The sequence below is a fragment of the Maribacter sp. PR1 genome (assembly GCF_028464145.1).
Classification (GTDB): Bacteria; Bacteroidota; Bacteroidia; order Flavobacteriales; family Flavobacteriaceae; genus Maribacter.
Window position 1 is genome coordinate 135,160 of record NZ_JAQPCG010000005.1, and the last position, 26,308, is coordinate 161,467.

At 38.8% G+C, this 26,308-nt stretch carries 23 protein-coding genes; 8 read left to right on the top strand and 15 right to left on the bottom strand.

The features are described from left to right. Positions 1 to 122 precede the first annotated feature (122 nt). Positions 123 to 1,430, bottom strand: a complete 1,308-nt coding sequence (locus tag PP182_RS11510; RefSeq protein ID WP_272651400.1) for an NAD(P)/FAD-dependent oxidoreductase — start codon at positions 1,428 to 1,430, stop codon at positions 123 to 125. 153 nt (positions 1,431 to 1,583) lie between these two features. Continuing rightward, positions 1,584 to 1,790 carry a YgaP family membrane protein gene (locus tag PP182_RS11515; RefSeq protein ID WP_272651401.1) on the bottom strand — a complete coding sequence of 69 codons (207 nt, stop codon included), beginning with the start codon at positions 1,788 to 1,790 and terminating at the stop codon, positions 1,584 to 1,586. Between the two features lie 208 nt (positions 1,791 to 1,998). Here PP182_RS11515 and PP182_RS11520 point away from each other — a divergent pair, with 208 nt between their 5' ends. After that, positions 1,999 to 2,883: a sterol desaturase family protein gene (locus PP182_RS11520; RefSeq protein ID WP_272651662.1), complete on the top strand. Its 885-nt coding sequence runs from the start codon at positions 1,999 to 2,001 to the stop codon at positions 2,881 to 2,883. On the opposite strand, the gene PP182_RS11525 is transcribed toward PP182_RS11520, so the two are convergent. The 10 genes from PP182_RS11525 to PP182_RS11570 all read right to left on the bottom strand — a co-directional run bounded on the left by PP182_RS11525 (position 2,880) and on the right by PP182_RS11570 (position 10,962). Then, the gene (locus PP182_RS11525) at positions 2,880 to 3,233 is read right to left on the bottom strand and encodes a Tll0287-like domain-containing protein (RefSeq protein ID WP_419197729.1); all 354 of its coding nucleotides are present in this window, start codon (positions 3,231 to 3,233) and stop codon (positions 2,880 to 2,882) included. The genes PP182_RS11520 and PP182_RS11525 overlap by 4 nt on opposite strands. A gap of 37 nt (positions 3,234 to 3,270) precedes the next feature. Continuing rightward, positions 3,271 to 3,879: a c-type cytochrome gene (locus tag PP182_RS11530; protein ID WP_272651402.1), complete on the bottom strand. Its 609-nt coding sequence runs from the start codon at positions 3,877 to 3,879 to the stop codon at positions 3,271 to 3,273. After that, a complete protein-coding gene (locus PP182_RS11535; RefSeq protein WP_272651403.1) occupies positions 3,876 to 4,148 on the bottom strand; it encodes a heavy-metal-associated domain-containing protein in 273 nt (90 codons plus the stop codon). The genes PP182_RS11530 and PP182_RS11535 overlap by 4 nt, the downstream gene beginning before the upstream one ends. Positions 4,149 to 4,171: 23 nt before the next feature. Beyond that, complete coding sequence (locus tag PP182_RS11540; RefSeq protein ID WP_272651404.1) at positions 4,172 to 4,516, bottom strand: rhodanese-like domain-containing protein; 345 nt, start codon at positions 4,514 to 4,516, stop codon at positions 4,172 to 4,174. A gap of 349 nt (positions 4,517 to 4,865) precedes the next feature. After that, entirely contained in the window at positions 4,866 to 6,275 is a 1,410-nt protein-coding gene (locus PP182_RS11545; protein WP_272651405.1) for an MBL fold metallo-hydrolase, read from the bottom strand. 129 nt (positions 6,276 to 6,404) lie between these two features. Beyond that, on the bottom strand, positions 6,405 to 7,820 hold the full coding sequence (locus PP182_RS11550; protein ID WP_272651406.1) for an MBL fold metallo-hydrolase: 1,416 nt from the start codon (positions 7,818 to 7,820) through the stop codon (positions 6,405 to 6,407). A gap of 138 nt (positions 7,821 to 7,958) precedes the next feature. Continuing rightward, positions 7,959 to 8,771 (bottom strand): sulfite exporter TauE/SafE family protein, encoded by an 813-nt coding sequence (locus tag PP182_RS11555; protein ID WP_272651407.1) that lies wholly within the window; start codon positions 8,769 to 8,771, stop codon positions 7,959 to 7,961. A gap of 71 nt (positions 8,772 to 8,842) precedes the next feature. Beyond that, a complete protein-coding gene (locus PP182_RS11560; RefSeq protein WP_272651408.1) occupies positions 8,843 to 9,475 on the bottom strand; it encodes a Crp/Fnr family transcriptional regulator in 633 nt (210 codons plus the stop codon). Between the two features lie 9 nt (positions 9,476 to 9,484). Continuing rightward, entirely contained in the window at positions 9,485 to 9,874 is a 390-nt protein-coding gene (locus PP182_RS11565) for a DUF983 domain-containing protein (RefSeq protein ID WP_272651409.1), read from the bottom strand. Positions 9,875 to 10,161: 287 nt separating this feature from the next. After that, positions 10,162 to 10,962, bottom strand: a complete 801-nt coding sequence (locus PP182_RS11570; RefSeq protein WP_272651410.1) for a 3-keto-disaccharide hydrolase — start codon at positions 10,960 to 10,962, stop codon at positions 10,162 to 10,164. Positions 10,963 to 11,217: 255 nt separating this feature from the next. Here PP182_RS11570 and PP182_RS11575 point away from each other — a divergent pair, with 255 nt between their 5' ends. The 3 genes from PP182_RS11575 to PP182_RS11585 are packed head-to-tail and all read left to right on the top strand — an operon-like array spanning position 11,218 to position 18,015. Then, positions 11,218 to 14,544, top strand: a complete 3,327-nt coding sequence (locus PP182_RS11575) for a transglutaminase family protein (protein ID WP_272651411.1) — start codon at positions 11,218 to 11,220, stop codon at positions 14,542 to 14,544. Positions 14,545 to 14,557: 13 nt separating this feature from the next. Continuing rightward, positions 14,558 to 17,122, top strand: coding sequence for a circularly permuted type 2 ATP-grasp protein (locus tag PP182_RS11580; RefSeq protein ID WP_272651412.1), 2,565 nt, complete (start codon positions 14,558 to 14,560; stop codon positions 17,120 to 17,122). 2 nt (positions 17,123 to 17,124) lie between these two features. Further along, positions 17,125 to 18,015: a transglutaminase family protein gene (locus PP182_RS11585; RefSeq protein WP_272651413.1), complete on the top strand. Its 891-nt coding sequence runs from the start codon at positions 17,125 to 17,127 to the stop codon at positions 18,013 to 18,015. On the opposite strand, the gene PP182_RS11590 is transcribed toward PP182_RS11585, so the two are convergent. Genes PP182_RS11590 through PP182_RS11600 form a run of 3 tightly spaced genes read right to left on the bottom strand, consistent with a single transcriptional unit; the run spans position 18,012 to position 20,989 of the window. Next, positions 18,012 to 18,896: a dienelactone hydrolase family protein gene (locus PP182_RS11590; RefSeq protein WP_272651414.1), complete on the bottom strand. Its 885-nt coding sequence runs from the start codon at positions 18,894 to 18,896 to the stop codon at positions 18,012 to 18,014. The two genes, PP182_RS11585 and PP182_RS11590, sit on opposite strands and share 4 nt — an antisense overlap. Positions 18,897 to 18,908: 12 nt before the next feature. Then, the gene (locus PP182_RS11595) at positions 18,909 to 19,775 is read right to left on the bottom strand and encodes an MBL fold metallo-hydrolase (RefSeq protein ID WP_272651415.1); all 867 of its coding nucleotides are present in this window, start codon (positions 19,773 to 19,775) and stop codon (positions 18,909 to 18,911) included. A 41-nt stretch (positions 19,776 to 19,816) separates the two neighbouring features. After that, positions 19,817 to 20,989: a DUF3500 domain-containing protein gene (locus PP182_RS11600; protein ID WP_272651416.1), complete on the bottom strand. Its 1,173-nt coding sequence runs from the start codon at positions 20,987 to 20,989 to the stop codon at positions 19,817 to 19,819. 273 nt (positions 20,990 to 21,262) lie between these two features. Between PP182_RS11600 and PP182_RS11605 the strand changes: the two genes are divergently transcribed. The 4 genes from PP182_RS11605 to fsa all read left to right on the top strand — a co-directional run bounded on the left by PP182_RS11605 (position 21,263) and on the right by fsa (position 26,177). Then, the gene (locus tag PP182_RS11605; protein ID WP_272651417.1) at positions 21,263 to 21,823 is read left to right on the top strand and encodes a YceI family protein; all 561 of its coding nucleotides are present in this window, start codon (positions 21,263 to 21,265) and stop codon (positions 21,821 to 21,823) included. 155 nt (positions 21,824 to 21,978) lie between these two features. Further along, on the top strand, positions 21,979 to 23,109 hold the full coding sequence (locus PP182_RS11610; RefSeq protein ID WP_272651418.1) for a PepSY-associated TM helix domain-containing protein: 1,131 nt from the start codon (positions 21,979 to 21,981) through the stop codon (positions 23,107 to 23,109). Between the two features lie 360 nt (positions 23,110 to 23,469). Next, positions 23,470 to 25,500 (top strand): transketolase family protein, encoded by a 2,031-nt coding sequence (locus PP182_RS11615; protein ID WP_272651419.1) that lies wholly within the window; start codon positions 23,470 to 23,472, stop codon positions 25,498 to 25,500. A 23-nt stretch (positions 25,501 to 25,523) separates the two neighbouring features. After that, positions 25,524 to 26,177 (top strand): fructose-6-phosphate aldolase, encoded by a 654-nt coding sequence (fsa, locus tag PP182_RS11620; protein WP_272651420.1) that lies wholly within the window; start codon positions 25,524 to 25,526, stop codon positions 26,175 to 26,177. Positions 26,178 to 26,308 lie beyond the last annotated feature (131 nt).

Below are 26,308 nucleotides of genomic sequence, written 5' to 3' on the forward strand. Positions count from 1 at the left end.
GAGTTGCATAACGGCTTATTTATGAATTTTTTAGCAAAATTTTTGTTGTTCAACAAAAAGCAAAAATCCCCTAGACTTTTGGCCTAAAGGATTAATTTGAGTTAGTAGCAATTCGGTTTTGATTAAACGTCTTGGCCTTTCATCATCTTGTTCCAATACAAATAAGGGAGTCCGTATTTTTTTAGCATCCATAATCTCCAATGTTCTTTGGAGGAATCAAATACCAACATCTGCTTCAGCTTTGGATCTGGTGTAAAATTGTTATTATAATCGAACTCGGCCAAAACCATTTTACCATAGTCGGTCACTAAGGGACAGGAAGAATATCCGTTGTAGGCTTTGGAACCCAAAGTTTGGGTTTTGATTAATTTATCTATGTTGTCCACCACAATAGGAACTTGTTTGCGAATGGCTGCTCCGGTCTTTGCTGTTGGCAGGGCCGCTACGTCTCCCAGACCAAAAATATTGGGATACTTATTGTGTTGCATCGTCTGGTGGTTAACGTCCAACCAACCGGCATCATTGACAAGTTTGGAATTTTTAATAAATTTTGGAGCAACCGATGGGGGAGCCGTATGTAACATATCATAATGGATTCCATAACGTTCACCTTCTACGGTTACCTTAACATCCTTATAATTGTACTGGAAGGATTCGTCCAAATTCTCATCGTCATCTTCACCTGCCATTACCACACAGCCTCCTGCGGTAATATCTTTACCAAGCTCATACCATGCTATTTTCTTATCTGCATCCACTGCAACTAATTTGTGAAAAAATCGGAGGTTAATATCTTTTCTATCCACCACTTTCATTAAAGTGCGTGCAATTTCCTTAACACCAAAAATAACTGTGCCTCCTGTGGCAAAAACAACATCCGTTTTTTTCCTAACACCACTTTTTCTAAAATAACTTTCGGCTAAATACATTATTTTTTGTGGTGCTCCACCACATTTGATTGGGGTGGTGGGTTGCGTAAACAAAGCTGTTCCTCCCTTAAAATTCTTTATGACCTCCCATGTGTGCCTTGGATCGGTATAATTACTACAGACCACACCTTTATCCATCGCCTCTCCTAACCCTGGAACGAGACTAAAATCATAGGCCAAACCAGGTACGACGACCAAATAATCATAAGAAATATCACCACTTGAAGCCGTGTGCACAATACTATTTTCGGGGTCAAAACCTGTAGCTCTATCCTTGATCCACTTGGCTTCTTTTGGCATTACGGATGACATGGGCCTTGCCGTTTTATCATAATCGTAGGTTCCGGCCCCTACCAAGGTCCATGCTGGTTGATAATAATGTGTTTCAGAGGGTTCAATAACTGCTACGTCCTTCGCATGTTTCTGCTTGATTAGCTGTGAAGCGACCATAATCCCTGCCGTTCCCCCTCCAATAACCAATATTTGATGATGTGAGCTCATTTATCCTAATTTTTATTAAACTTTATAAATATAGAATGTAATTTTTGCGAATAATGTAACATTGGTTACACATCCTTAAAATAAAATGAGATGTATCATAAAAGGCCCTTCTCCATGAGCGGAAACGGGCCTTTAAAAATCAAAAAATCATGACTATTGTTTTGTTTTGCAGGTATTCATTCCAAATAAGGTATATAAAGGACAAAAGCTTATGAAGCTCGTTAATAAAAAGATTGCGGACAAGGCAAGTAATACATATGCCAAGGTTCCTTCTATGAAATTGAAGTAATACAAGGCTAAAACGGCTAAAGCAATAATAATTCGTACCGTTTTATCGGTACTTCCCATATTTTTTTTCATGATAATAAGTTTTATTGGTTAATACAATTTTTAGAAATTATTAGTGACATAATTATCTTTCGGTCCATTTGACATAACTTTTTAGTGGCAATTCTAATTACTATAAAGTATCCTTTACAAGGTAAGCATATTGTCGCTTTTTTTATGTAACAAATGTTACGCTCTAATTTATCTCTAGAAACTATCTTTGAACCAATTATAGGGTTGCATTATGGAATATTTAGAAGCTTTTTACAACTCCTTTGTTGGTACCTTAAATTGGACTTGGAAGTCCATTATTTTTGAGGTGCCATGGTATACCAATTACTTTTGGGGACTCATTTTGATTTCCTTAGTGGTCTGGGGACTGGAAGTTCTTTTTCCTTGGCGTAAAAATCAAAAGGTTTTTAGAAAGGATTTTTGGCTGGATGCTTTTTATATGTTTTTCAATTTTTTCCTTTTTGCCATTGTTATAAGCGGTGTATACAGGATACTTCAACTTTTTTTTGGCGACATAGGAATTACGGCCAAAAGCTTGGCTCTTATAGATTTTACTAAATGGCCTTCTTGGTCCCAATTATTGATTTTTTTCCTGATTTTGGATTTTGTCCAATGGTTCACCCATATTCTCCTGCATCGATATGAAATCTTATGGAACTTTCATAAGGTGCATCATAGTGTAAAGGAAATGGGCTTCGCCGCTCATTTGCGATACCATTGGATGGAAAATATCCTATACAAACCCCTAAAGACTTTTGGCGTAATGATCTTGGGCGGTTTTGAGCCTGAACAAGCCTATATTGTTCACTTCTTGGCTATTGCCATCGGTCATTTCAACCATTCCAATATAAAGATTACCTGGGGCCCCTTGAAATATGTGTTGAATAACCCCGTCATGCACTTATACCACCATGCCTATGATTTACCCCAAGGTAAACGATATGGTGTAAATTTTGGAATAAGTTTAAGTCTTTGGGATTATATCTTTAGAACCAATTACGTTCCCGAGGAGAGTGGTACCATTACCTTAGGCTATCCTGGAGACGAAAACATGCCAACGGATTTTATAGGACAGAATATTTCGGGATTTGGTCTTGGAAAGAAAAAATCCTAACGGTCATTTTCACCTTCTAAAACAATGCTCCAAATACCCCTGACCTCATTGGCCGAATAACCAATGGCTTCGTCTTCTGGATACCTTTCTTGGAGTATGGAGACGACCTCGGCACTAATATCATTTCCTTTTTTACCATGACATTTTAGGCACATATCATTGGTTATTATAGGGTAATAGAAATTGGTCTTGTCACCTATTTCAATACTGATGGGTTCATAATCTTCCTTGGCTTTGTTTCTTTCCTTAAAATATGCGATGTATTTCAACTCTTGGGTATTGGCGCGGTTCTTTGGATTTCTTGCCTTATCCGATACTCTCTTAATAGTAGCTCCATGTACGATGGCCATACTATCCGTTAATGGATATGCTTTTTCGTTACAGAACTTAAGTGCAGCGACCGGGCCTTCTTTTTGTATTTTCCCTCAATACCTTTTGGGTGCTCGAGGCCATTTCCAAACCTATTTCCTTGACCGATTTTGGAGAGGATTTGGACTTTGTATCAAAATCCTTTCCTTGTTGTTGATAATTACCTTTTCCGTGGCCTTTCTCCCAATGTTCTTTGAACCACTCCGGCTCTTCTACTTTAAATTCATAAATGTAATCCGATATGAGTCGTATCTCTTCTTCTGAGTAGGGTTGATAAGGCATTACACCAAATCGTTTAAGGGCTCCCTTCATTTTTCCTTTTTTAAGTGTTGGTTCTTTCACAAAATTCCAAACAGCGTCACCAAATTCCTGCTTGGTTGGATTTCCCATGAAATACCTAGCTTTTATGGCCACCATAGGTGGTGCTATACGGGCATCCTCCTTGGCATCAGGACCGTGACAAACAAAGCACTTGGTTTCCATCAACTCTTTTCCTTTGGCAAGATTGTTATCTAAGGCTACCGGTGTTTCTTTGACATCTTCAATTTGTGCCTTTTCTGAGCTCGAGGAATTCTTACAGCTTACAGATGCAAGCAGTAGTCCAAAAAGTAAAAAATGTTTTTTCATGATTTTCCCATTTTCCCACTAGCGCAGCTAACAAAAGATTTTATCTTGGACATTGTTGTATTCTCCATATCCATTGATGGGTAACCAATATGCTTAAGCTTATCTTTGACTAAAATAGCATCATCAAAATCTTTGTATTCAAAGGACACCGAAGATGCTTCAATATCTACTTGAATATTGGAAACATGCTCAATATCGGAAATTTTACTGATAATGGTTTTTACACACCCACCACATTTAAGGTTTTGAACAATTAGCGTTGCTTTCATATCAAACATTTTATGTATAAGATTCAATTCCAACTAACATATCCTCCCTGTAAGTCATAAATTTCAGAAAAACCCATTCCCGCAAGTTTACGTGCTGCTTTTTGGCTTCGGGCTCCGGACCGACAATACAAATAAATGGGTTGACTTTTATCCAATTTCTCAAAGGAAATTTGGAAATTGGATGCATTAAAAAAGTCGATATTGATGGCCTTTTTTATGTGTCCGCTATTATATTCGGATGGGGTCCTAACATCTACAAGTTGTACTTTTTTGGAAGCGATTGCTTCGGCATATTCTTGTTTGTTCAAAATGACAATAGTATCAGTCGTTGAAATTTTAGAACCAAAGAGTGAGCTTAGAAATGACATATGAAATAATTTTTTATGTGAATACTAATAAAAGGAGACAGATTTTTTGGTCTGCCTCCTTTAAACAACCAACCAATTAAAAACAATCAGATTAATATCTATCCCTATATATCAATCGAGTTTTTGTACTACAGCTTTTTACTATAGTAATGTAAAGGTATGCCTATCAAAAGATAAGTTCAGTAACCCGAGTTACACAAGGTGGAATAATTGTAAGAATTGGAAAATTAATTTATGATAGGATAAAATTAAAAAGACCCACAAAAGGTTTTAAAAAATCTTCTCGTGGGTCTTTAACTAACTAAGAAAGTATTACTAATCTATAAGAATTACTTAACAAATCAAAATGTTACAAAGTTGAAGGACAAACATATTCCGACACTGGAACACCAGCATCGTTCATAGCCTTAAAACCACCTTTCACGTCAATTAAATTGTGGATTCCACGGCTCTTTAAAATCGAAGCAGCAATCATGCTTCTATATCCGCCAGCACAATGCACGTAGAATGTTTCTTTTACGGGAAACTCCGTTAAATGGTCGTTCAAATAATCCAAGGGTGTATTTTGTCCGGCCAAAGCATGTTCCGATAAAAATTCACTCTTTTTACGCACATCAAATACCGGAACTTCTTCTTTGTCCAATTCGACCTTTAACTCTTGTGCCTCGACCTGACTTACCGTATCGTATTCCATGGAAGCTTTTTTCCAGGCCTCAAAACCACCTTCTAAATATCCTAATGTATTATCAAAACCAACTCTGGAGAGGCGAGTAACCGCTTCTTCCTCCAAACCTTTTGGAGTTACCAATAAAATAGGTTGTTTAACGTCTGCAATTAATGCGCCCACCCAAGGGGCGAAACTTCCATCCAAACCAATAAAAATTGACCGTGGAATATGTCCCTTGGCAAAATCTCCCTGATTTCTGACATCTAAGACTATGGCACCCGTTTCATTTGCTGCAGCTTCAAATGCCTTTGGTGATAAGGGGCTTGTCCCACGTTTAAGAACCTGTTCTATATCCTCATATCCTTCTTTGTTCAATTTTACGTTTAAAGGAAAGTATTGAGGAGGTGGGAGTAACCCTTCAGTGACTTCCTCAATAAACTCATCTTTGGTCATATCGGCTCTTAGCGCATAATTCATTTTTTTCTGGTTGCCTAAACTATCCACCGTTTCTTTCATCATATTTTTACCACAGGCCGAACCCGCTCCATGTGCAGGATATACAATAACATCATCGGCAAGAGGCATAATCTTTTCTCTTAAACTGTCGTACAGATAACCCGCTAAATCCTTCTCGGTCAATTCACCCATTTTTTGGGCAAGATCGGGCCTGCCCACATCACCCAAAAACAAGGTATCGCCACTGAAAATAGCATAGTCTTTGCCGTCCTTGTCCTTTAAAAGGTAGGTGGTACTTTCCATGGTATGACCAGGAGTGTGCAATACCTTTATGGTCACTTCGCCAAGTTGGAACTCTTGATTATCCTCAGCAATGATGGCGTCAAAATTTGGATTAGCATTTGGGCCGTATATAATCGGAGCTCCTGTCTCCTTTGCTAAAGTAATATGGCCACTGACAAAATCCGCATGAAAATGGGTTTCAAAAACGTACTTGATTTTTGCATCGTCCAACTTTGCCCTGTTAATATAAGGCTTAACCTCTCTTAGAGGGTCAATTATGGCCACTTCCCCTTTACTCTCTATATAGTAGGCTCCCTGTGCCAGACAGCCGGTATAAATTTGTTCAACTTTCATTGGTACACCTATTTAAATGGAATACAAAACTACTAATAGTAATTTACTAAATTGGTAACAAAGGTTACATTGATTTATAAACAAAAAGCCCGCTTATTAGCGGGGCTTTTATGCTAAGTCATCTTCTGCCTATAACATAGTTGAAGGACAGACATATTCCGATTTAGGTAATTCTGTCTTAGAAAGATCTTCAAAACCACCTTTTACGTCGGCAAAATCTTGCCAACCACGTTGCTTTAAAATTGAAGAAGCAATCATGCTTCTATACCCACCTGCACAGTGTAAAACAAAAGTGCTGTCTTTGGGAAACTTTGCCAGGTGCTGATTAATTTCATTCAGAGGAATATTTATTGCACCTAAAAGATGCTCCGAATCAAATTCACTTTTTTTGCGAACATCGATTATCAGGGGTTTTTCATCTTTCATGGCTTCTTCTAACTCATTGGCTGAAACACGATTTGCTGTTTCAAATTCCTTTCCGGAGTTTTTCCAAGCATCAAAACCTCCATTTAGAAAACCAACCGTTTTGTCGTAACCTACTCGGGATAATCTAGTTATGGCCTCTTCTTCCTTGTCCTTATAGGTTACCAATAGGATTTCCTGTTTTATGTCCGGTATCATTTCTCCCACCCATTGTGCAAAACTACCTTCTAGCCCTATATTGATACTGTTCGGAATAAATCCTTTTGCAAAATCTTCGGCATTTCTGGTATCCAATACCAAAGCTCCTGTTTCGTTTGCTACCGCTTCAAATGCTTCGGGTGAGTAGGGGGTAGTTGCCTTAGCCATGATATCGTCCAAACTTTCATATCCTTTAATGTTCATTAAAACATTTTTAGGAAAATATCCAGGAGGCGTGGTTAAACCAGTTAGTAATTCTTTTATAAACTCTTCTTTGGTCATATCCGGTCTTAAGGCATAATTCACTTCTTTTTGATGTCCTAAAGTATCTGTGGTTTCTTTGCTCATCATTTTACCACAGGCAGATCCTGCACCGTGATTTGGATAAACGATTAAGTCATCGCTTAAGGGCATAATTTTATTTCTAAGCGAATCGAATAAGTGGCCCGCTAATTTTTCCTCGGTTAATTCCGATATCACATGTTGAGCCAAATCTGGTCTACCAACATCGCCTATAAATAAGGTGTCACCGGTAATGATACCGTGCTCCTTGCCCTGTTCATCAATTAGAAGATAAGTGGTGCTTTCCATCGTGTGCCCAGGTGTGTGTATCACTTTAACCTTATAATCGCCTACCTCAAAGATTTGTCCATCCTCAGCGGTAGTCGCTTCATAGGCGGGTTTAGCTCCCGGACCGAAAACAATTTCAGCTCCTGCTTTTTTTTGTAAATCTAGATGGCCACTCACAAAATCTGCATGAAAATGCGTTTCAAAGACATACTTAATCTTGGCATTATCTTTTTTTGCTCGATCTATATAGGGTTGTACTTCCCGGAGCGGGTCAAAAACCGCTGCAATTCCTTTACTCTCAATGTAATATGCGGCGTGCGCCAAGCAGCCTGTATAAATTTGTTCAACTTTCATGGTGTATACTTTTTATTGGTTCACTCCTTAAAAATAAGAACCAAATTATGGTCCTACAGTGACTAAGGTTACACAAAACAGCAAAAAATAAAAATGAGCTTTTAAAGATTGGTTTTTTCCCAGATGCGAAAATCGTAATTAATGGGATATAAAAAACTCCATGTAAAATATAAAGACGGCCATGACCAATATGAAATACCCAAAGCCTTTTTTTAGCTTTTCACCATTAATATAATTACTGGCATAGCTTCCAATAAATATGCCCAAGAAAGAAAGTGAAGTAAATATTAATAAAAATTGCCAGTCGATATCCATGGTAAATGCATCGCCCAAGAAAAAACCCATTAAAGACTTTATGGCAATAATAATAAGCGAAGTTCCTACGGCTACTTTCATTTCCACATTTGCCAGAATAACCAGCGCTGGAATAATTAAAAATCCTCCACCAGCACCAATTAAGCCTGTAATACCACCAACAAGTAAACCTTCAACAAGAATAAGTGGGTAATTGTACCTGACTTCTCCACCTGATTTTCCTAAGGCTTCCGTTTTATTTTTAAGCATGGAGAATGCAGCAGGAATCATTAAAAACGCAAAGAGGCCAAACATGCCCATGCGGCGGGTAAATTCGAAATCTCCAATTTGAAACAGGACATCTGGTAATATGGGTACCAAATAATGTCTAACCAATGTCACCCCTATGATTGCAGGTACTCCAAAAACAATGGCAGTGCGCCAATCCACATAGCCTTTTAAGTGTTGTTTCCAACCCCCGACCAAAGCGCTTGCACCTACTATGAACAATGAATAAGCTGTAGCTACTTTTTCATTAACCGAAAATAAATAAGCTAGGACCGGTACGGCCAGGATAGATCCACCTCCACCAATAAGGCCTAGGGATATTCCTATAATCAATGCACTTATAAAGCCAAAAATGTGGAGAACTTCCATGTAATGTTACATTTAATGGTGCGAAGCTATAGCACCATTTGAAGCTAGGCAGTAACATTAGTTACAAAGGATTACAAATCCAATATTTTTATATAATTACGATGTAATTCTATAGCCCCCATTTGCTCTAATTTTTTAAGAAGCCTAGATATCACTACCCTAGAACTATGAAGTTCATATGCGATTTCTTGATGCGTATTATGAATTACATTCCCTTTATTTATTCTGGCTTTTTCTTTTAGGTAGCTAATAAGCCGGGCGTCCATTTTATCAAAAGCAATACTGTCCAAAGTGCTCAAAAGCTCGTTCAATCGTTCATGGTAGCTGTTAAAGACAAAATTTCGCCAGGATTTATATTTTACGGTCCATTCTTCCATTTTTTGCATGGGGACCATAATCAATTTACTGTCAGTTTCAGTAATAGCCCGGATTTCGCTTTTGGAATCCCCCATACAGCAAGCTAAAGTCATGGAGCAGGTATCACCCTTTTCCAAATAATAGAGTAGAAGTTCGTCCCCGTCATTATCATCCCGTAATATTTTTATTGCTCCCGATATTAGAAGGGGCATACCTTTTATATAATCTCCGATTTCAATTAATTTATAACCTTCAGGAACTTCTTTATATGTTCCAACCTGGGCAATTTCAGTAATAAGATCCTTCTCAAAAATATTACCATAACTCTCTGTAAGTTCCTGTATCATAGTATATTATTATTTGACCTTTTCCGCTATTTCCTTGTCATATTGAAAGAAAAAATTGGCCCAAATAGATTTTGATATTGCGGCGATCCAAGGCATGGCCAAAACCAATACCCCTACAATCAATCCAAATAGACCTAAAATACTAAGGTCTACACCGAAAATTAAAGTAAGCATGTAAACCGCAACCGCAACCGCAACCCCTACACCATAAGAGACATACATGCTACCATAATAAAAACTGGGCTCAATGCTATATTTTAAGTTACATTTCGGACAACGTTCCTTTACCTTATTGAAGTTACTTAATTTATAGGGATTTGCCTCCAGGAATTCACCTTCATGACATCTTGGGCATTTTAAAAACAGAATACTATATAACTTGGAACCTTTGCCGAACATACCTTAAAAAATTTGCAACAAAAATATAATAACTTAATGGTTAAATCGGTAACAATGGTTACAATGATTTCAAGTAAACTGCTTAGCATTGTAAAACAACTTTGGATCGTGACTAGTCACCAATTCACTACATGGTTTTATTCAATAAATATGTAGTATTTAAAGAAAGTTGACATTTATAAGACCATATATAATTTGGTTTTGCAAGAATAGCATAGAGATACAGAAATCAGTATGATGATTTCAATTCCGGTAAGAATGATATCTTGCGCAATCTTTTCACAATGTCACAGTTCCCTTAACCAGATATTCTTAAAGCTTATGGGTTCACTGGGGTCTCCGTGTGCTTGTAGACGAATTGGTGAAGGACCATGTTTTTCATAGGTAGGCTCTCCAATCCATGGGGTAATCCCTTTTAATTCATAGTTGTTTTGAACTAAAACTCCGTTGTGTAAGGCGGTTACAGTTGCAGGTGAGCGTAAACTACCGTCCTCTTTAAATCGAGGCGCTCTCCAGATGATGTCGTAGGTCTGCCACGCACCAGGTTCTTTAGTTGCATTGGCCAAGGGAATGGATTGTTTGTACATAGAACCCACTTGACCGTTCACATAGGTTTCATTTTGGTAATTATCCAATATTTGTATTTCATATCCTTCCTCGAACAGACCACGCTCATCCATACCCAAATAGGCTAGGAAAATACCGCTATTACCCCTACTTTGGCCTTCACCGGTAATTTCTTCTGGAATCCGATACTCAAGATGGAGTTGATAATCTTGAAAGTTGTCTTTTGTCGTAATACTTCCCGCTTTCTTGTTAACTGTCAAAATACTGTTTTCAACTTTCCAAGTTTCTGTATTATCCGGATTATCGTATGTCCATTGTTCAAGGTTTTTTCCGTCAAACAGAATAATAGCGTCAGATGGGGCATCTTTTGAAGAATCTCCTGGCGTTACTCTAGGTGGAACGGGTTCATATACTTCTGTCTTTTGGGATTCCTTATATAATTTTTCCCAATCCGGTTCTTGTGAAAAGCCTAAAATAGATATAAAAAGGGCAGCGAATGTTAGTGTTGATTTAATTTTCAAGGTTTTAATTTTTATTACTTTATGTTTAATTAAAGACTTCGGTTTAATCCTGAAATCGACATTTAAGGAACAATATAGCAATTCATACGATATCTGGAATACACCTTGCACAAAGAAGCGCCCTGGTATTATCATTTATGCAAAAAAAATACAAAGAACTGGTGTTTGGATAAAAATAAGAAGTTAAACGGACCTTATACTGGTTATTGATAATTTAGTGGTTATCTTAGGTACAATAGTTAACAGAAAATTTATATGGCTTTAAAAGTAGCGATCAGACATAAAACAAAGTACAAATACGATAGAAGGGTAAATCTCTCGCCGCATATTTTTAGATTAAGGCCGGCTCCGCACAGCAGAACACCTATAGAGGCATATTCTATTAAAATAAAACCTGAAAATCATTTTTTTAACTGGCAACAGGATCCATTTGGAAATTACCTTGCCCGTATTGTGTTTCCGGATAAGACGGATGAACTTTCTGTGGATGTTGAAATCATTGCGGATATGAAAACGATTAATCCGTTCGATTTTTTTGTGGAAGAATCTGTAGAGGAATTCCCTTTTACCTACAAACCTGAACTTAAAAAGGAACTTTTGCCGTATTTGGAGATTACGGAAGAAGGACCTTTGCTCAAAGAATGGTTGACTACTATAGACAGAACTCCGAGACGTAGCATCGATTTTTTAACGGGTCTAAATCAAGATCTCTATAATTACTTGAACTACACCATCCGTATGGAACCTGGCGTTCAGAACTGCGAGGAAACTTTGGACAAAAAGTTGGGCTCATGTAGGGATTTTGCATGGTTGTTAGTTCAGACGCTTCGGCACTTAGGTTTGGCAGCTCGTTTTGTTTCTGGGTACTTGGTGCAATTAAAAGCAGATGAAAAGTCATTGGATGGACCTTCCGGACCAGAAGAGGATTTTACCGATCTTCATGCATGGGCAGAAGTCTATTTACCGGGAGCTGGTTGGATTGGTTTGGATGCTACCTCCGGTTTACTTGCAGGTGAAGGGCATATTCCATTGGCGTGTACTCCCTCATTCGAAAGTGCCGCACCTGTCTATGGTTTAACAGACCCTTGTGAGACCGAGTTTGAATTTGATAATTCGGTAACGAGAATATTGGAATCGCCCAGGGTAACCAAACCATATACGGAAGAGCAATGGAAGGCGATATATGATTTAGGTTTTAAGGTAGAGGACGAACTACAGCAAAATGATGTTCGCCTAACCATGGGAGGTGAGCCCACTTTTGTTTCTGTTGATGACATGGAGTCGGAAGAATGGAATACCGCTGCGGATGGCGACCACAAAAGGCAATTGGCCAGTTCTCTTTCTTTACGATTATTGGAGACCTTTGGAAAAGGTGGTATGCTGCATCATGCCCAGGGAAAATGGTATCCGGGAGAACCTTTGCCTCGTTGGTTGATAGGTATACACTGGCGAAAGGATGGGGAGGCCATATGGAAGGAATCAAAATGGCTGGCTTCTTTTACGAAGAAGTATGAAATGCCAAAAAATATTACATCCATTTTTTTAGAAAAGCTAAGCCATTATCTAAAGTGTTCCGACGAGTCGATAACTCCTGCTTACGAGGATGCTTTTTATTTCCTGTGGGAGGAAGGAAAATTACCTACGGATATAGATCCTCAAAATTATTCGGATAAGGATACCGCCCTGCGAAAAAAGTTAGGCGAAGTATTGGAGCAAGGGGTCGGTAAAACAGTTGGGCACGTGCTGCCCTTGGCAAAAAAATCCTCGCAATGGATAACAAATACGTGGGAATTTAGGGGAAAACATCTTTTCTTGACTCCGGGAAACTCTCCTATAGGATTACGATTACCCTTGGAATCCCTACCAAAGGACCCGGAAGTACCATCTGAACCTACAGCAGAACCCGAGCTTTTTGAGACCAAACCGGAACTAAAGCCTTACGCCTCCGATTTGCAAGAGCGTATGGAAGGTGTGCATACCAATAAAGAAATTGAGAAACAACCTTTTGTGAGGACCGCAATTTGTGCAGAAGTTAGGGAAGAAAAGTTATTTTTATTCCTACCGCCATTAGATAGCGCTGAAGATTTTTTGGACTTGGTCTCTAGTATTGAGGCTACCGCAAAAGATTTAGAAGTGCCTGTAATCTTAGAAGGTTATGAACCCCCTAGAGACAATAGGTTGGAAGTACTTAAGGTAACTCCGGATCCGGGTGTTATTGAAGTTAATGTGCATCCCGCGAAAAATTGGAAAGAATTAACGGATAATACCTTGACACTTTATGAAGAAGCCAAAAAATCACGTTTGGGAACAGAAAAGTTCATGCTCGATGGAAAGCATACTGGGACAGGCGGTGGGAACCATGTAACATTGGGAGGTACAACACCTGCGGATAGCCCGTTGTTGCGTAATCCACAGCTATTAAGAAGCTTGTTGACCTTTTGGCAACATCATCCAGGTCTATCTTATTTGTTTTCGGGAGCTTTCATAGGTCCTACGAGTCAGGCACCTCGAGTGGACGAAGCTAGGTTAGAGAATTTGTACGAATTGGAAATCGCTTTTTCCCAAATTCCAGAAGATAAAGAAGTACCCTTTTGGTTAACGGACCGACTTTTTCGTCACTTGTTAACGGATATTACAGGAAATACGCACAGAGCTGAATTTTGTATCGATAAGTTATATTCTCCTGATTCCTCCTCTGGACGACTAGGTATTCTTGAACTTCGAGCTTTCGATATGCCACCACATGCCCAAATGAGTTTGATGCAAATGTTATTGGTACGTACGTTAGTTTCTTGGTTCTGGAAAAAACCTTATAAGCACGAGTTGGTGCGTTGGGGTACGGAATTACATGATAAATTTTTATTGGAGCATTACGTTAAGGAAGACATTAAGGATATAGTAGAGCAATTGAACGATGCCGGTTATCCTTTTAAACTGGATTGGTTCGACCCTTTCTTTGAATTTCGATTTCCACTTTATGGAATGGTTGAAATCAACAGCATTCAAATGGAATTAAGAATGGCGATTGAGCCCTGGAACGTGTTGGGAGAGGAAATGTCCGGTAGGGGAACTGCTAGGTATGTGGATTCTTCTTTGGAAAGGGTTCAAGTAAAATTAAAGAACTTTACGGAGGAAAGATATACGCTCACATGTAATGGAGTAAAGGTGGAATTAAGCCCTACGGGAACCAAAGGTGAATATGTTGCCGGTGTTCGTTTCAAGGCTTGGGAACCTTGGTCGGCACTTCACCCGACTATTGGTGTGGACACTCCGCTGGTTTTTGACATCGTGGACGATTGGAATAAAAAATCTATAGGGGGCTGTACTTATTTCGTGTCACATCCTGGAGGTCGTTCTTATGATACGTATCCCGTAAATAGTTATGAGGCCGAATCGAGGAGAATTAATCGATTCTGGGATTTTGGTCATACACAAGGAGAAGTAACACCGATGGAAGTGACACCTTCAACAAATTTTACCGGTAGAATGGTACAACCTAAGGTTGCTTCGAATACATTTGCGTACAAAGAAATACCTATAAATCCGGAATATCCTCATATAACGGATTTACGAAAGAAGTAATTAGCAGAATTTAATGCCAACAACAACGAAGACTAGCTGGTTAAATAGCTATACTACCAAATTTGGTAATGACGAATTGTTCAACTCCAATAACGATGTTAAGGGGTATTGGAAAAAACTCTTCACCAGTTTCGATAAATTAGGCGAAAGTGGTCTAAAAGGACGTCAAAAGGATATAGACTGGTTGCTTCTGGAAAATGGGGTTACCTACAATGTGTACAACGACCCAAAAGGAATGCATCGCCCCTGGAACCTTAATGTGGTTCCTTTGGTAATGCACCGAAGCGAGTGGGAGAATGTAGAAGAAGGACTTAAGCAAAGGGCCGAGTTGCTCAATCTCGTCCTGAAAGATGCCTATGGGGAACGAAGGTTGATAAAAGATGGAGTAATTCCTCACGAAGTAATTTATGGCCATCGTGGTTTTCTAAGACAATGTTCGGGTATTGAATATACTACGGATAAGCTACTTTCTATATATTCTGCCGATTTGGCAAGAGGAAACGATGGTAGGTTATGGGTCGTGAATGATAGAACCGAGGCTCCATCAGGAATGGGCTATGCCTTAGAGAATAGGTCAACAACAAGCAGGATACTTCCAGAAATGTATACAAGGATGAATGTAAAACGTTTATCCAATTTTTTCAAGGAGTTTCATCAAATGTTGATAGATGCCTCACCTAGTAAAAAAGATAATCCAAATATTGTAATTCTTACTCCTGGATCTCATAACGAGACCTATTTTGAGCATGCCTATATGGCTTCTTTCCTTGGTTATCCATTGGTACAGGGCAACGATCTGGTCGTTCGGGATGGTTTTCTTTGGATGAAATCATTGCAAGGACTTAAAAGAATTGATGTTGTGCTGCGAAGGGTGGACGATGCATTTTCAGATCCCCTGGAACTTCGCGAAGATTCCCATTTGGGTGTCGCGGGTTTGTTGGATGTGGTTCGTAGGAAAAATATATCGGTTATTAATCCTGTGGGAAGCGGAGTTATAGAGAACCCTGGGCTCATTCCATTTATGCCCGCGATTGCGAAATATTTTTTGAATGAAGATCTTATTCTGCCGCAAATTGCCTCATGGTGGTGCGGGCAGGAGAAAGAAAAGAGCTATGTACTTCAAAATCTTTCCAACCTCGTAGTCAAAAGAATTGATCGCACCAATAGAGAAAGTATTTACTTCGGTAAATTTTTAACTCCCAATGAATTGGAGTCCCTTAAGCAACAAATAATTGAAAGGCCCTATCGGTTTGTAGCACAAGAGCAAATCAATTTTTCCACGGCGCCTAATCTAACTCAGGATGCTTTGGAGCCAAGAAATGTGGTAACAAGAGCTTTTGTTATTGCCAATGGAGATCACTATGGTGTAATGCCTGGTGGACTCGTAAGGGTGGCACCTGATAGTAAGACAGTAAGGGTTTCCAATCAAAGAGGTGGTACAAGTAAGGACTTTTGGGTCGTGGAAGATCATCCTATTAAGGAGGATAAAAATAAAAATTGGGAACAGAAGTCTTCTATTGCAATATCTGGCTTGGATGATTTACCGAGTTTAACGGCAGAAAATCTCTATTGGGCAGGTCGTTATGTGGGAAGAACGTTGGTCAATGCTCGTTTTATTCGAACGGTAATGCGACAAATGGCCATGGTGCAAAATAGGGACGAAAAACCGGAAGCCGTTAAACTTCAGGTGCTTCTTAAAGCCGTTACGCATTTAACGGGTACCTATCCCGGTTTTGCAGAAAAGCCAAAAGAAGGACCACAAGCGATGGAAAATCCATATGATGAAATGTTATCTGTGATAAGGGATCAGGATAGGGTCGGTAGCTTGGCACATACGATTGGAATGTTTAGTAATTCCTACTATTCTATTAGAAATCTTTGGTCATCTGATATGTGGCGGGTTTTTGAGGATATTCAAAAATTATGGCAGGCCTTTCAAGCGGATGAAAACCCATCCATTTTAAAAATTCTCAAAGTTTTAAATCAGCTTATAACCCGACTCATTGCCTTTATGGGGCTTATTGAAGAAAGCATCATGGTGCAACAAGGTCTCCTACTTTACTTCATTGGTCTACAATTGGAACAAAGTATGTTGACGATAACCAAATGTCGTTCGCTATTAGCGGTAAAGCAGGAAACACAAGTGGAGTATGATATTTTGGAATATTTGTTGACCAGTCATGAGAGCTTAAATATTTATAGATACAGTTATCGTTCATACATTCAATTAGAGCATGTTGTAGATTTGGTCATTTTAGATGTGGAATATGCTAGATCACTCACCTTCTTGATCAATCGACTACAAAAGGATATATCCAGATTGCCCCATTCCCGTAAAGACCAACAATTGACCAGCTACCAGAAATATGTTTTTAGTGCCTATTCAAAATTAAGATTGGCGGAATCCTCTAAATTATGCTCATTAAAGTCGAAGGACGATGTAGTTAGGGAGGAATTGGATAAGCTGCTTGGAGAATTATCGGAACTATTATATAAGACATCCCAATCTATTACAGGAACCTATTTTAATCATACAGACAGACAAACACAAATGTTTACCCAGTCTTTTCCTTTTTAAGCATGGTTTTCAACGTAACGCATATCACTACCTATAAATATAATGCACCGGTTAATTACTGTCATAATATTGCAACCTTACGACCAAGGAACTCAGACGGACAAGAATTATTGGATTATAAAATTCAGATTAATCCAAAACCGGCAGAGATTACGGAACGGGTGGATTTTTTCGGAAATTATATTACAAGGTTTTCCATTCAGACCCAACACGACACCTTAAAGGTGACCACAAAGAGTAAAATAGTTCGGGATTATGGAGCCAAGTATGATTCTTTTTTTTCCGATGCCTGCAAAAGAGTGACCATGAACGACGCCCTTTATGTTTTAAAAGGAAATGACCCAGCGGTCATCGAGGCTAAACAGTTCATTTTAGAATCGATTTTTATTCGAAAAATTGACAAGAGTATTAAGGAATATGCGGAACGCTCCTTTAGAGGTGATCGTTCTGTTTTTGATGCCGCCTATGAATTGATGCAGCGCATTTATACCGATTTTGATTTTGTTTCTGGTTTTACGAGTATTTCCACCCCTATTGAAGAAGTAATGAAAGAAAAAAAAGGGGTATGTCAGGACTTCGCTCAAATAGCGATTGCATGTATTCGTTCCGTAGGATTGCCTGCCAGATATGTTAGTGGCTATATTGAGACATTGCCACCACCTGGAAAGGAAAAACTAGTGGGAGCTGATGCCTCCCATGCCTGGTTTTCTATTTTTATACCTGGATTTGGATGGGTCGATTTTGATCCAACAAATAACCAGATTCCCAAAAATCAACATATTGTTGTAGGCTGGGGAAGGGACTACTATGACGTACCTCCATTAAAAGGCGTGGTTTATGGTAGTGGTAAAAGTAAATTAAAAGTCTCTGTCGATATTGCAAGAATTGATTAAGAAAGATGCTTCTTGAAGAATTCGATGGTACGGTTCCAGGCCAATTCGGCTGCTTCACGATCATATCTTGGTGTAGTGTCGTTATGAAATCCATGATTGGCATTTTCATAAATAAACGCTGAATATTCTTTATCGTTCTCCTTAAGGGCTTTTTCATAGTCGGGCCATCCCGCATTCACCCTTTTGTCCAATTCCCCAAAGTGTAACATTAAGGGAGCATTAATTTCATCAATATTTTCTGAGGGTTGACCGCCATAAAAGGGCACCGCGGCACCCAAATCTGGCACCTTTACAGCCATCATATTGGAAATCCATCCACCAAAACAGAATCCGACGACACCAACTTTTCCGGTACATTCGGGGTGATTCTTTAGATATTCAAAAGCTGCTATAAAATCTTCCAGCATTTCGTCCCTATCCCGTTTTCTTTGAAGTTCCCTGCCATCATCGTCATTACCGGGATAACCACCCACTGGGGTCAGGGCATCGGGAGCAATGGAAATAAAGCCAGCTAGTGCAGCACGTCTTCCAACATCCTCTATGTGCGGGTTTAGTCCCCTATTTTCATGAACGACCACTATACCTGGCAATTGGCCATCAGCATCTGCCGGTCTGGAAAGCAGGGCCTTAATGGACCCTCCACCTTTTGGGGAATCATAATTGATATATTCCGATTTCAATTGAGGGTCATCCGCTTTAATTTGTATTTTTTTTACATAATCTGGTGAGATAAAGCCAAGTAACGAAGAAACCGTAATACCCCCAACGGCATAGGTAGATAGCTTATCCAAGAAGAGTCTTCTGTTTACCCTATTGTGGGCATAATCATCATACAGATCGAACACCTCTTGTTTAATATCTTCTTTTTTCAACTTTTTCATAATCCTGAAATTTTAATCGGCCGATTTATAAATGAATTCTACAATTCTATCAGCATTAATAAAACCTTGGCCATGGGTATCGTCCCATTCCTTGGACAATCCCATTTTTTGTGTTTCCTCTAAAGATTTCCCTGAACTTCTGGCGTTTTTTATACGTTCTCTCAAGGTAATTAAAATTTCGGTAAAATCCTTTAAATCGGACTTGTAAGATATAGCTCCGTGTCCTGGGATGATTTTGGTTTCGTCGTCGATTAGCTCTAAGGCCATGGAAGTGTTGGAAATCAACCCATCAATATCCCCACCGGAACCTAGGTCTAAATATGGATAGCGACCGCTAAAAAAATTATCTCCCATGTGGATGACATTATCTTCTGGAAAATAATAGTACGTGTCACCATCCGTATGGGCTGGGTTTACGTGCATGGCATGCACACTCTTTCCATTTTTAAGATATAGGGTCATTTTGTCGTTAAAGGTAACCACGGGCCAAGCTTCCTTGGGCCGTGGTTCTTCGGCTCCTACCATACGTTTTCTTACATTCTCATGGGCAATGACCAAGGCACCTGCATTGGCCAAATTTCCATTGCCGCCCGTGTGGTCGCCATGCATATGGGTGTTGAGAACAAAATTGATGGGCTTGTCCGTTATCGTTTGTACATGGGCAACGATTTTTTCCGTGAGGGGACCAAATTGGTCATCGATAAGATAGGCTGCGTCATCACCGATGGCTAATCCGATATTTCCTCCTGCACCAAAAAGTGCGTAAACATTTTCGGTTAGTTTTTCTGAGGTGATTTCAACGGTGCTAAAATCCCGTTGGGCCAAGAGTACTGAGGAACTGATCAAAAAAATAATGAAAGGTAATTTTAGTTTTAGCATTGTATTAATTTTAAAGTTTTGCTGAAATAGTGTTTTAGGGTTTAATGGGAGGTTTCTAAATGTTGTTTGAGTAAATCCTTTCCATAGTCATTACCGTTTGGCGTTCTTACCACAGTATGGATATGGTTTCGGGTAGGTCCTCTATCCTTTACATTGGGTACGCCCACCACACCTTGGTGGTCAAATTCTATAAGGATAACCGGACTATGAATTCTATAGTAAAATACCGCATCCTCCGTAGTATTCCCAATCCATGCAAACCAAGTTTCATCCCAATACGACTTTATTTCTTCCATTTTTATTTCATGATGCCCTTCTCGCATATTACTAATATATTGTTCTATAAGAAATAACAATGCTGTTTTTACATTAGTAGAAAGATTTTTTACGTTAAGGCCTTCCAAATCCAATACTATATTATCCTTGGAAGCCTCACCTTTATTGCTATTATGTTTTTTTTCCTTGCTTAAAGTTGCTTCTTTTTGCTGTTCTGGGGATAGTGATTGCATAAGGGAAAGACCTAAATTTTGTTCATCCTGAAAAAGTGTGTTACCGGCATATTTTCCCGTTGTAGTGATAATGGGCTCTCCACCCATGAACACTGGTGACATCACAATTTGGTCGCCTAGAACAAAATAGTTGATTACTAAATGATGACCGTCCAATTGCCATCCCCAGGGCTCAGTTTGTGATGGGGACCCCATAACCGTAAAAAAGTATAGCTCCTCATCGAACATATCGGTCCTATTGTTCAATTCTGCCAAGGTTTGGTCCGTTTTCATGATGTCCCTGCTCAACTGCAAACCCTTTGCACTTAAGGATTCTTGCATAAGGTCGAATGCCAGATTTTTTTGTTTTTGGTCCATTTCCTTTAACGAAACTCCTTGTCTCGTATAAATACCATTATCTACATTAGACCATTTACGCCATTCAAGGTCTTCAATGGGATACGTTGTCCGGCCTAATTGCTCTTGGTCCAGGCTGCTTAAAAACTGTTTGGCAGCACCCGTTATAAATTTTGTGGATATACCTGTAGCGCTTATGGGAAAAAGATTTTCAATTTTGCCATCGGAGGTGGTGATACCTTGAAATTTTTCCGCTAGTGCCTTATCTTCCATTTGTTTAAAATAGGTCCTAGCATCCCTGGTTTGTGCTTTGGTTTGGCAGTACGTTATACATAATACCATAGCCATTAAGATTCTTAATTTTTTCATTCGGGTGTTTTTTGTTCCGCTATTATTTAATGTGGTAAAGCATTATCGCTGTACCACTTAAATAATTAAACATGAACGTATTAAAGGTATGATATAATTGTCAAATATGGGTTTTGAATGGTGTTTTAGTATTTTTTGTTTTTTAGTTTTATTTCATATTGAAATATTCATAAAATGATTAATTGTACTTTTTTAACAAGCTTAGATTAAACCTTTTATCTATTTTTAGGTCATACTAAAAATTTTCACTTAATGACTAAATTTTAAAACACTATGAAAAAAAATCTATCCCTATTGGCACTGGTATTCTGTTCCGTACTTACTGCACAATCTACATGGACAGCTGACAAGGCCCACTCAAAAATTGGTTTTGCAGTAACTCATCTATTGATATCTGAAGTAGATGGCAATTTTGACGAATTTGAAATTTCCGCAACTGCAGGTGATACTTTTATGGACCCTACTTTTGATGTTTCTATCACTACCTCTAGTGTAGATACCGATAATGAAAGAAGAGACGGTCATCTAAAGAGCAGTGATTTTTTTGATGTGGAAGCCCACCCAACAATGACGTTTAAAACTACTTCCGTTGAAAAAACGGGTGATAACACCTTTAAAATGACCGGAGACCTTACCATGCATGGGGTTACTAAGCCTGTAACTTTAGAAGGAAAAGTAAATGGAGTTATTACTGATCAGCGTAGTCAAAAACTAAAAGCCGGATTAAAATTGACTGGTACAATTGACAGAACTGAATTCGGGGTAGGTGAAGAGAGCGCCACCATTGGAAGTGAAATCGATATGACCATCAATTTAGAGATGGCACAACAATAGTATCTTGTTGGTTCCAACGTCAAAACCCACTTTTAAGTGGGTTTTTCTTTATCCGGAAATACGAGTGTTAAATCTACTGTTTTTATTTAGAATTAATAAAAATAAGTTGGAAATTATTTTTATAGAAGTTAGTTTTGCCCAAATTGAAATTTAGGATGAAAGGCTATACGTTTAGGAAATTATTGAATGATCTTCACCTATGGTTAGGTCTGGGGAGTGGTATTATTCTTTTTTTGGTTTGTTTGAGCGGAACACTGCTCACTTTTGAAGATGAAATAAAGGAATTGTTTTTAGAGGAGATAGTTGTACAGCCCGTTGAGGGAAAAAAACAGTCTATTGCCGAATTAAAGTCGAGTTTGGAAAAGGAAGGCATCGTAAGCAGCGTAACTATCCGTGCCGATATCCATGAACCCTATCAATTTTCCGTAAAGACAGATCCGAAACAAAGAAGAGGAACTACCTTTTTTGTAGACCCGTATTCAGGAGAGTACCGCCAAAAACAAAAGTCCTCTTTAGATGGGTTTTTTATGTCTATGTTCAGAATGCATCGTTGGTTATTGTTGGATAGCAAAATAGGTAGGCCAATTGTTGGCGTGGCCACTTTGATATTTTTGTTCTTGGCCATTAGCGGTCTTTACCTGTGGTTCCCTAAGAAGCTAAAGTGGAAAAAAATTAAACCGGGTTTTAAAATTAAATTTTCCGCCAATTGGAAACGTATTAATCATGATTTACATAATACCCTTGGTTTTTACGCCTGTATTTTTTTGGTAATCATGACCTTAACAGGGTTATGTTGGTCATTTGAATGGTACAGAGATGTTAGTAGTTCTGTATTGGGTACAAAAGTTTTTGGCGGTAGGGGTGGTGGTCCAAAATTTGAATCTCAAGTAATCGAATCAAATAAGGAACTTACAGCGGAACAGGTCCTACAAATAACCCAAAATGAATTCAATTATGAGGGCGATGTTAGTTTATTTTTTCTGACATCTGACAGCGATATATATCATATAACTAAAAGAAAATCAAAAGCAATATCTCCAGTTATTTCTAACAAATTGGTTCTGGATAGGGATGGTAGTGTTTTGAATAAAGAAATATTTACGGATAAACCCCTCAACGTTCAAATAGCATCGCTGATAAAACCAATACACACTGGTCAAATATTCGGTACGTTCTCCAAAATTATCTATTTCGTGGCCTGTCTAATTGCTACGAGTCTTCCTATTACGGGAACGCTGATATGGTGGAATAAACTGAATAAGAAAAAGAAAAAGGTTAAGAAATGATTTTATAAAGCTCTTATTTGAAAAGGCCTCTAATTAATTTTAAAGGTCTTTTTTGTTGGGGGTGGAAAAATGATTTAACCTTTTAACGTGTTCACTTGATTAATCAATACAGATTCAAAAGTATTTTTGAAACTTAATGGGATTGGTGTTTAAAAGAATTCACATGAAATATAATAACAATTTCTTTGCTGCTGGAATAGGGGATTTTAAAGAATTTGACATCTTCAAGTTATTAAATGTATATTGTACACATAATATATGTTATATGTGTTACAATTATTTTAAATAGCGCTGTAAATACGGTATATTTGAGGCGCAAAGTCTAAAAGTAAAAGCTAATTTTAAACAACCTTTTAATAAATGAATCGAGAAATAGATCAATTAGCCGCGGATAATATTAGAGCATTAGCCGTAGCTATGGTAGAAAAGGCAAACTCTGGACATCCGGGAGGACCTATGGGAGGCGCTGATTATATGCATATTTTATATTCCGAATTTTTTAATTATGATCCAGCGGATATGCACTGGCCTTTCCGTGACCGCTTTTTTATGGATGCAGGTCACCTTTCTACATTGATGTACGCCCAGTACTACATGTTGGGAAATTACAAAAAGGAAGATGTAGCAAACTTTAGACAATGGGAGTCCGTTACGCCAGGACATCCGGAAGTTGATGTCGCCAGAGGTATCGAAAATACCTCCGGACCATTGGGCCAAGGGCATACCATGGGTGTTGGAGCTGCAATTGCTGCTAAATTTCTACAGGCAAGATTTGGAGACTGGATGAACCATAAGGTTTATGGATTTATCTCCGATGGTGGGGTTCAAGAAGAAATTTCTCAAGGAGCCGGCCGAATTGCAGGACATTTAGGTTTGAACAACTTTATCATGTTTTATGATGCAAATGATGTTCAACTTTCTTCGAAGACGGACGAGGTAACCTCTGAAGATACCGCTAAGAAATACGAAGCATGGGGATGGAAAGTAGTAACCATAGATGGTCACGACCATGACCAAATTAGAAAAGCACTTGCTGATGCCAATGCAGAAACTGAAAGGCCAACCTTGATAATAGGAGAAACGATCATGGGTAAGGGCTGTGTTACTGCAGATGGTGAAATGTACGAAGGGTACACGGAACTACATGGTAAGCCTATTGGTGATACCGGTGCGGACTATGAAAAGACCTTACAGAATCTTGGGGCCGATGTTGAGAACCCATTTGATATTTTCAAGACGGTGGCCGAGTACTACGAAGATATTATAGGAAAGAAAAAAGCGGCTGCCCATGCTAAGAAATTGGAAATTGATTCATGGAGAGCGGATAACATTGAACTTTCCAACAAAATAGATAATTTCTTCGATGGGAAGCTACCAGAACTTGATTTTGGCACTATCGCCCAGAAAGAGGGACAGGCGACTAGAGCAGCCTCTTCCAATGTATTGGCGTATTTGGCTGATAATGTTGAAAACATGATTGTTTCTTCAGCGGATTTATCCAATAGTGATAAAACGGATGGGTTCTTAAAAAAGACATCTATTCTCAAAAAAGGAGATTTTTCAGGTGCGTTCTTACAAGCAGGTGTAGCAGAACTGACAATGGCGGCGCTCGCAAACGGTATCGCATTGCACGGAGGGGTTATTCCGGTCGTAGCAACATTTTTCGTATTCTCGGACTATATGAAACCGGCCATTCGTTTAAGTGCCATTCAGGAGTTACCTATTAAATTTGTATGGACTCACGATGCCTTTAGGGTAGGGGAAGATGGTCCAACTCACCAACCTATAGAACAGGAGGCCCAGATAAGACTGCTGGAAAAATTAAAGAACCACAGCCATGAACAAAGTTTTGTAGCCTTACGTCCTGCGGATTCCCAAGAAACCAATGTAGGATGGAAGATGGCCATGGAAAATAAAAAGACCCCTACAGGCCTAATACTTTCAAGACAAGGTATAAAGGATGTTCCAGCGCAATCCGGTAGTCGTTATGAGGAAGCCCTCGGAGCACAGAAAGGAGGTTATTTGGTCCAAGAAACATCAGACCCGGATATAATATTGATAGCCAATGGTTCAGAGGTTTCTACCTTGATAGAGGCCTCCAAATTACTCGTGGAGAAAGAAAATCTTAAGGTAAACATAGCATCAATACCTTCCGAAGGAATATTTAGACAACAGTCCAAGGAATATCAAGAAAAAGTGATACCCAGCAATAAACCTATATTTGGTTTAACAGCTGGTCTCCCGGTTAATTTAGAGGGACTTGCCGGACCAAACGGTAAGGTTTTTGGACTGGAGCATTTTGGGTATTCGGCACCTGCTACCGTACTGGATGAAAAATTTGGATTTACAGGTGATCAGGTATATCAACAGGTTATGGATTTTTTAAAATAATTGAACATTTAAAATAAGAAAAAATGAAATTTTTTATAGATACAGCAAATTTAGACGAGATTAAAGAAGCCCAGGATATGGGAGTGTTGGATGGTGTCACCACCAATCCTTCCCTTATGGCCAAAGAAGGTATTACTGGTTCGGAAAATATCCTGAACCACTACAAAAAAATATGTGACTTGGTTGACGGACACGTAAGTGCAGAGGTTATTTCCACGGATTTTGACGGAATGGTAGAAGAAGGAGAGAAATTGGCAGCCTTGAATCCACAGATTGTGGTAAAGCTTCCAATGATTGCCGATGGTGTTAAAGCCTGTAAATATTTTTCCGATAAAGGCATTAAAACCAATGTAACTTTGGTTTTTTCTGCAGGTCAGGCCTTGTTGGCGGCAAAAGCTGGAGCTACTTACGTTTCACCTTTCATTGGTCGTTTGGATGATATTTCTACGGACGGGTTAGGATTGATAAATGATATCCGTTTAATTTATGATAACTACGGTTTTGAAACCGAAATATTGGCAGCATCCATAAGACACGTAATGCACGTATTGGATTGTGCCAAAATTGGTGCAGATGTTATGACAGGCCCTCTATCAGCGATTAAAGGACTACTTAAACATCCATTGACAGATAGTGGACTAGCCAAGTTTTTAGAGGACTATAAAAAAGGAAACTAATCATTGGTTTTACCTTAATGAAGTACTAAAAAACATCTGATTTTTGAATCAGGTGTTTTTTGTTTGTAGCCTTGAGCGTAAGTTTTATTGAAACTTCAAAAAACCTAGAATAAACACAGTTATTACCTTTT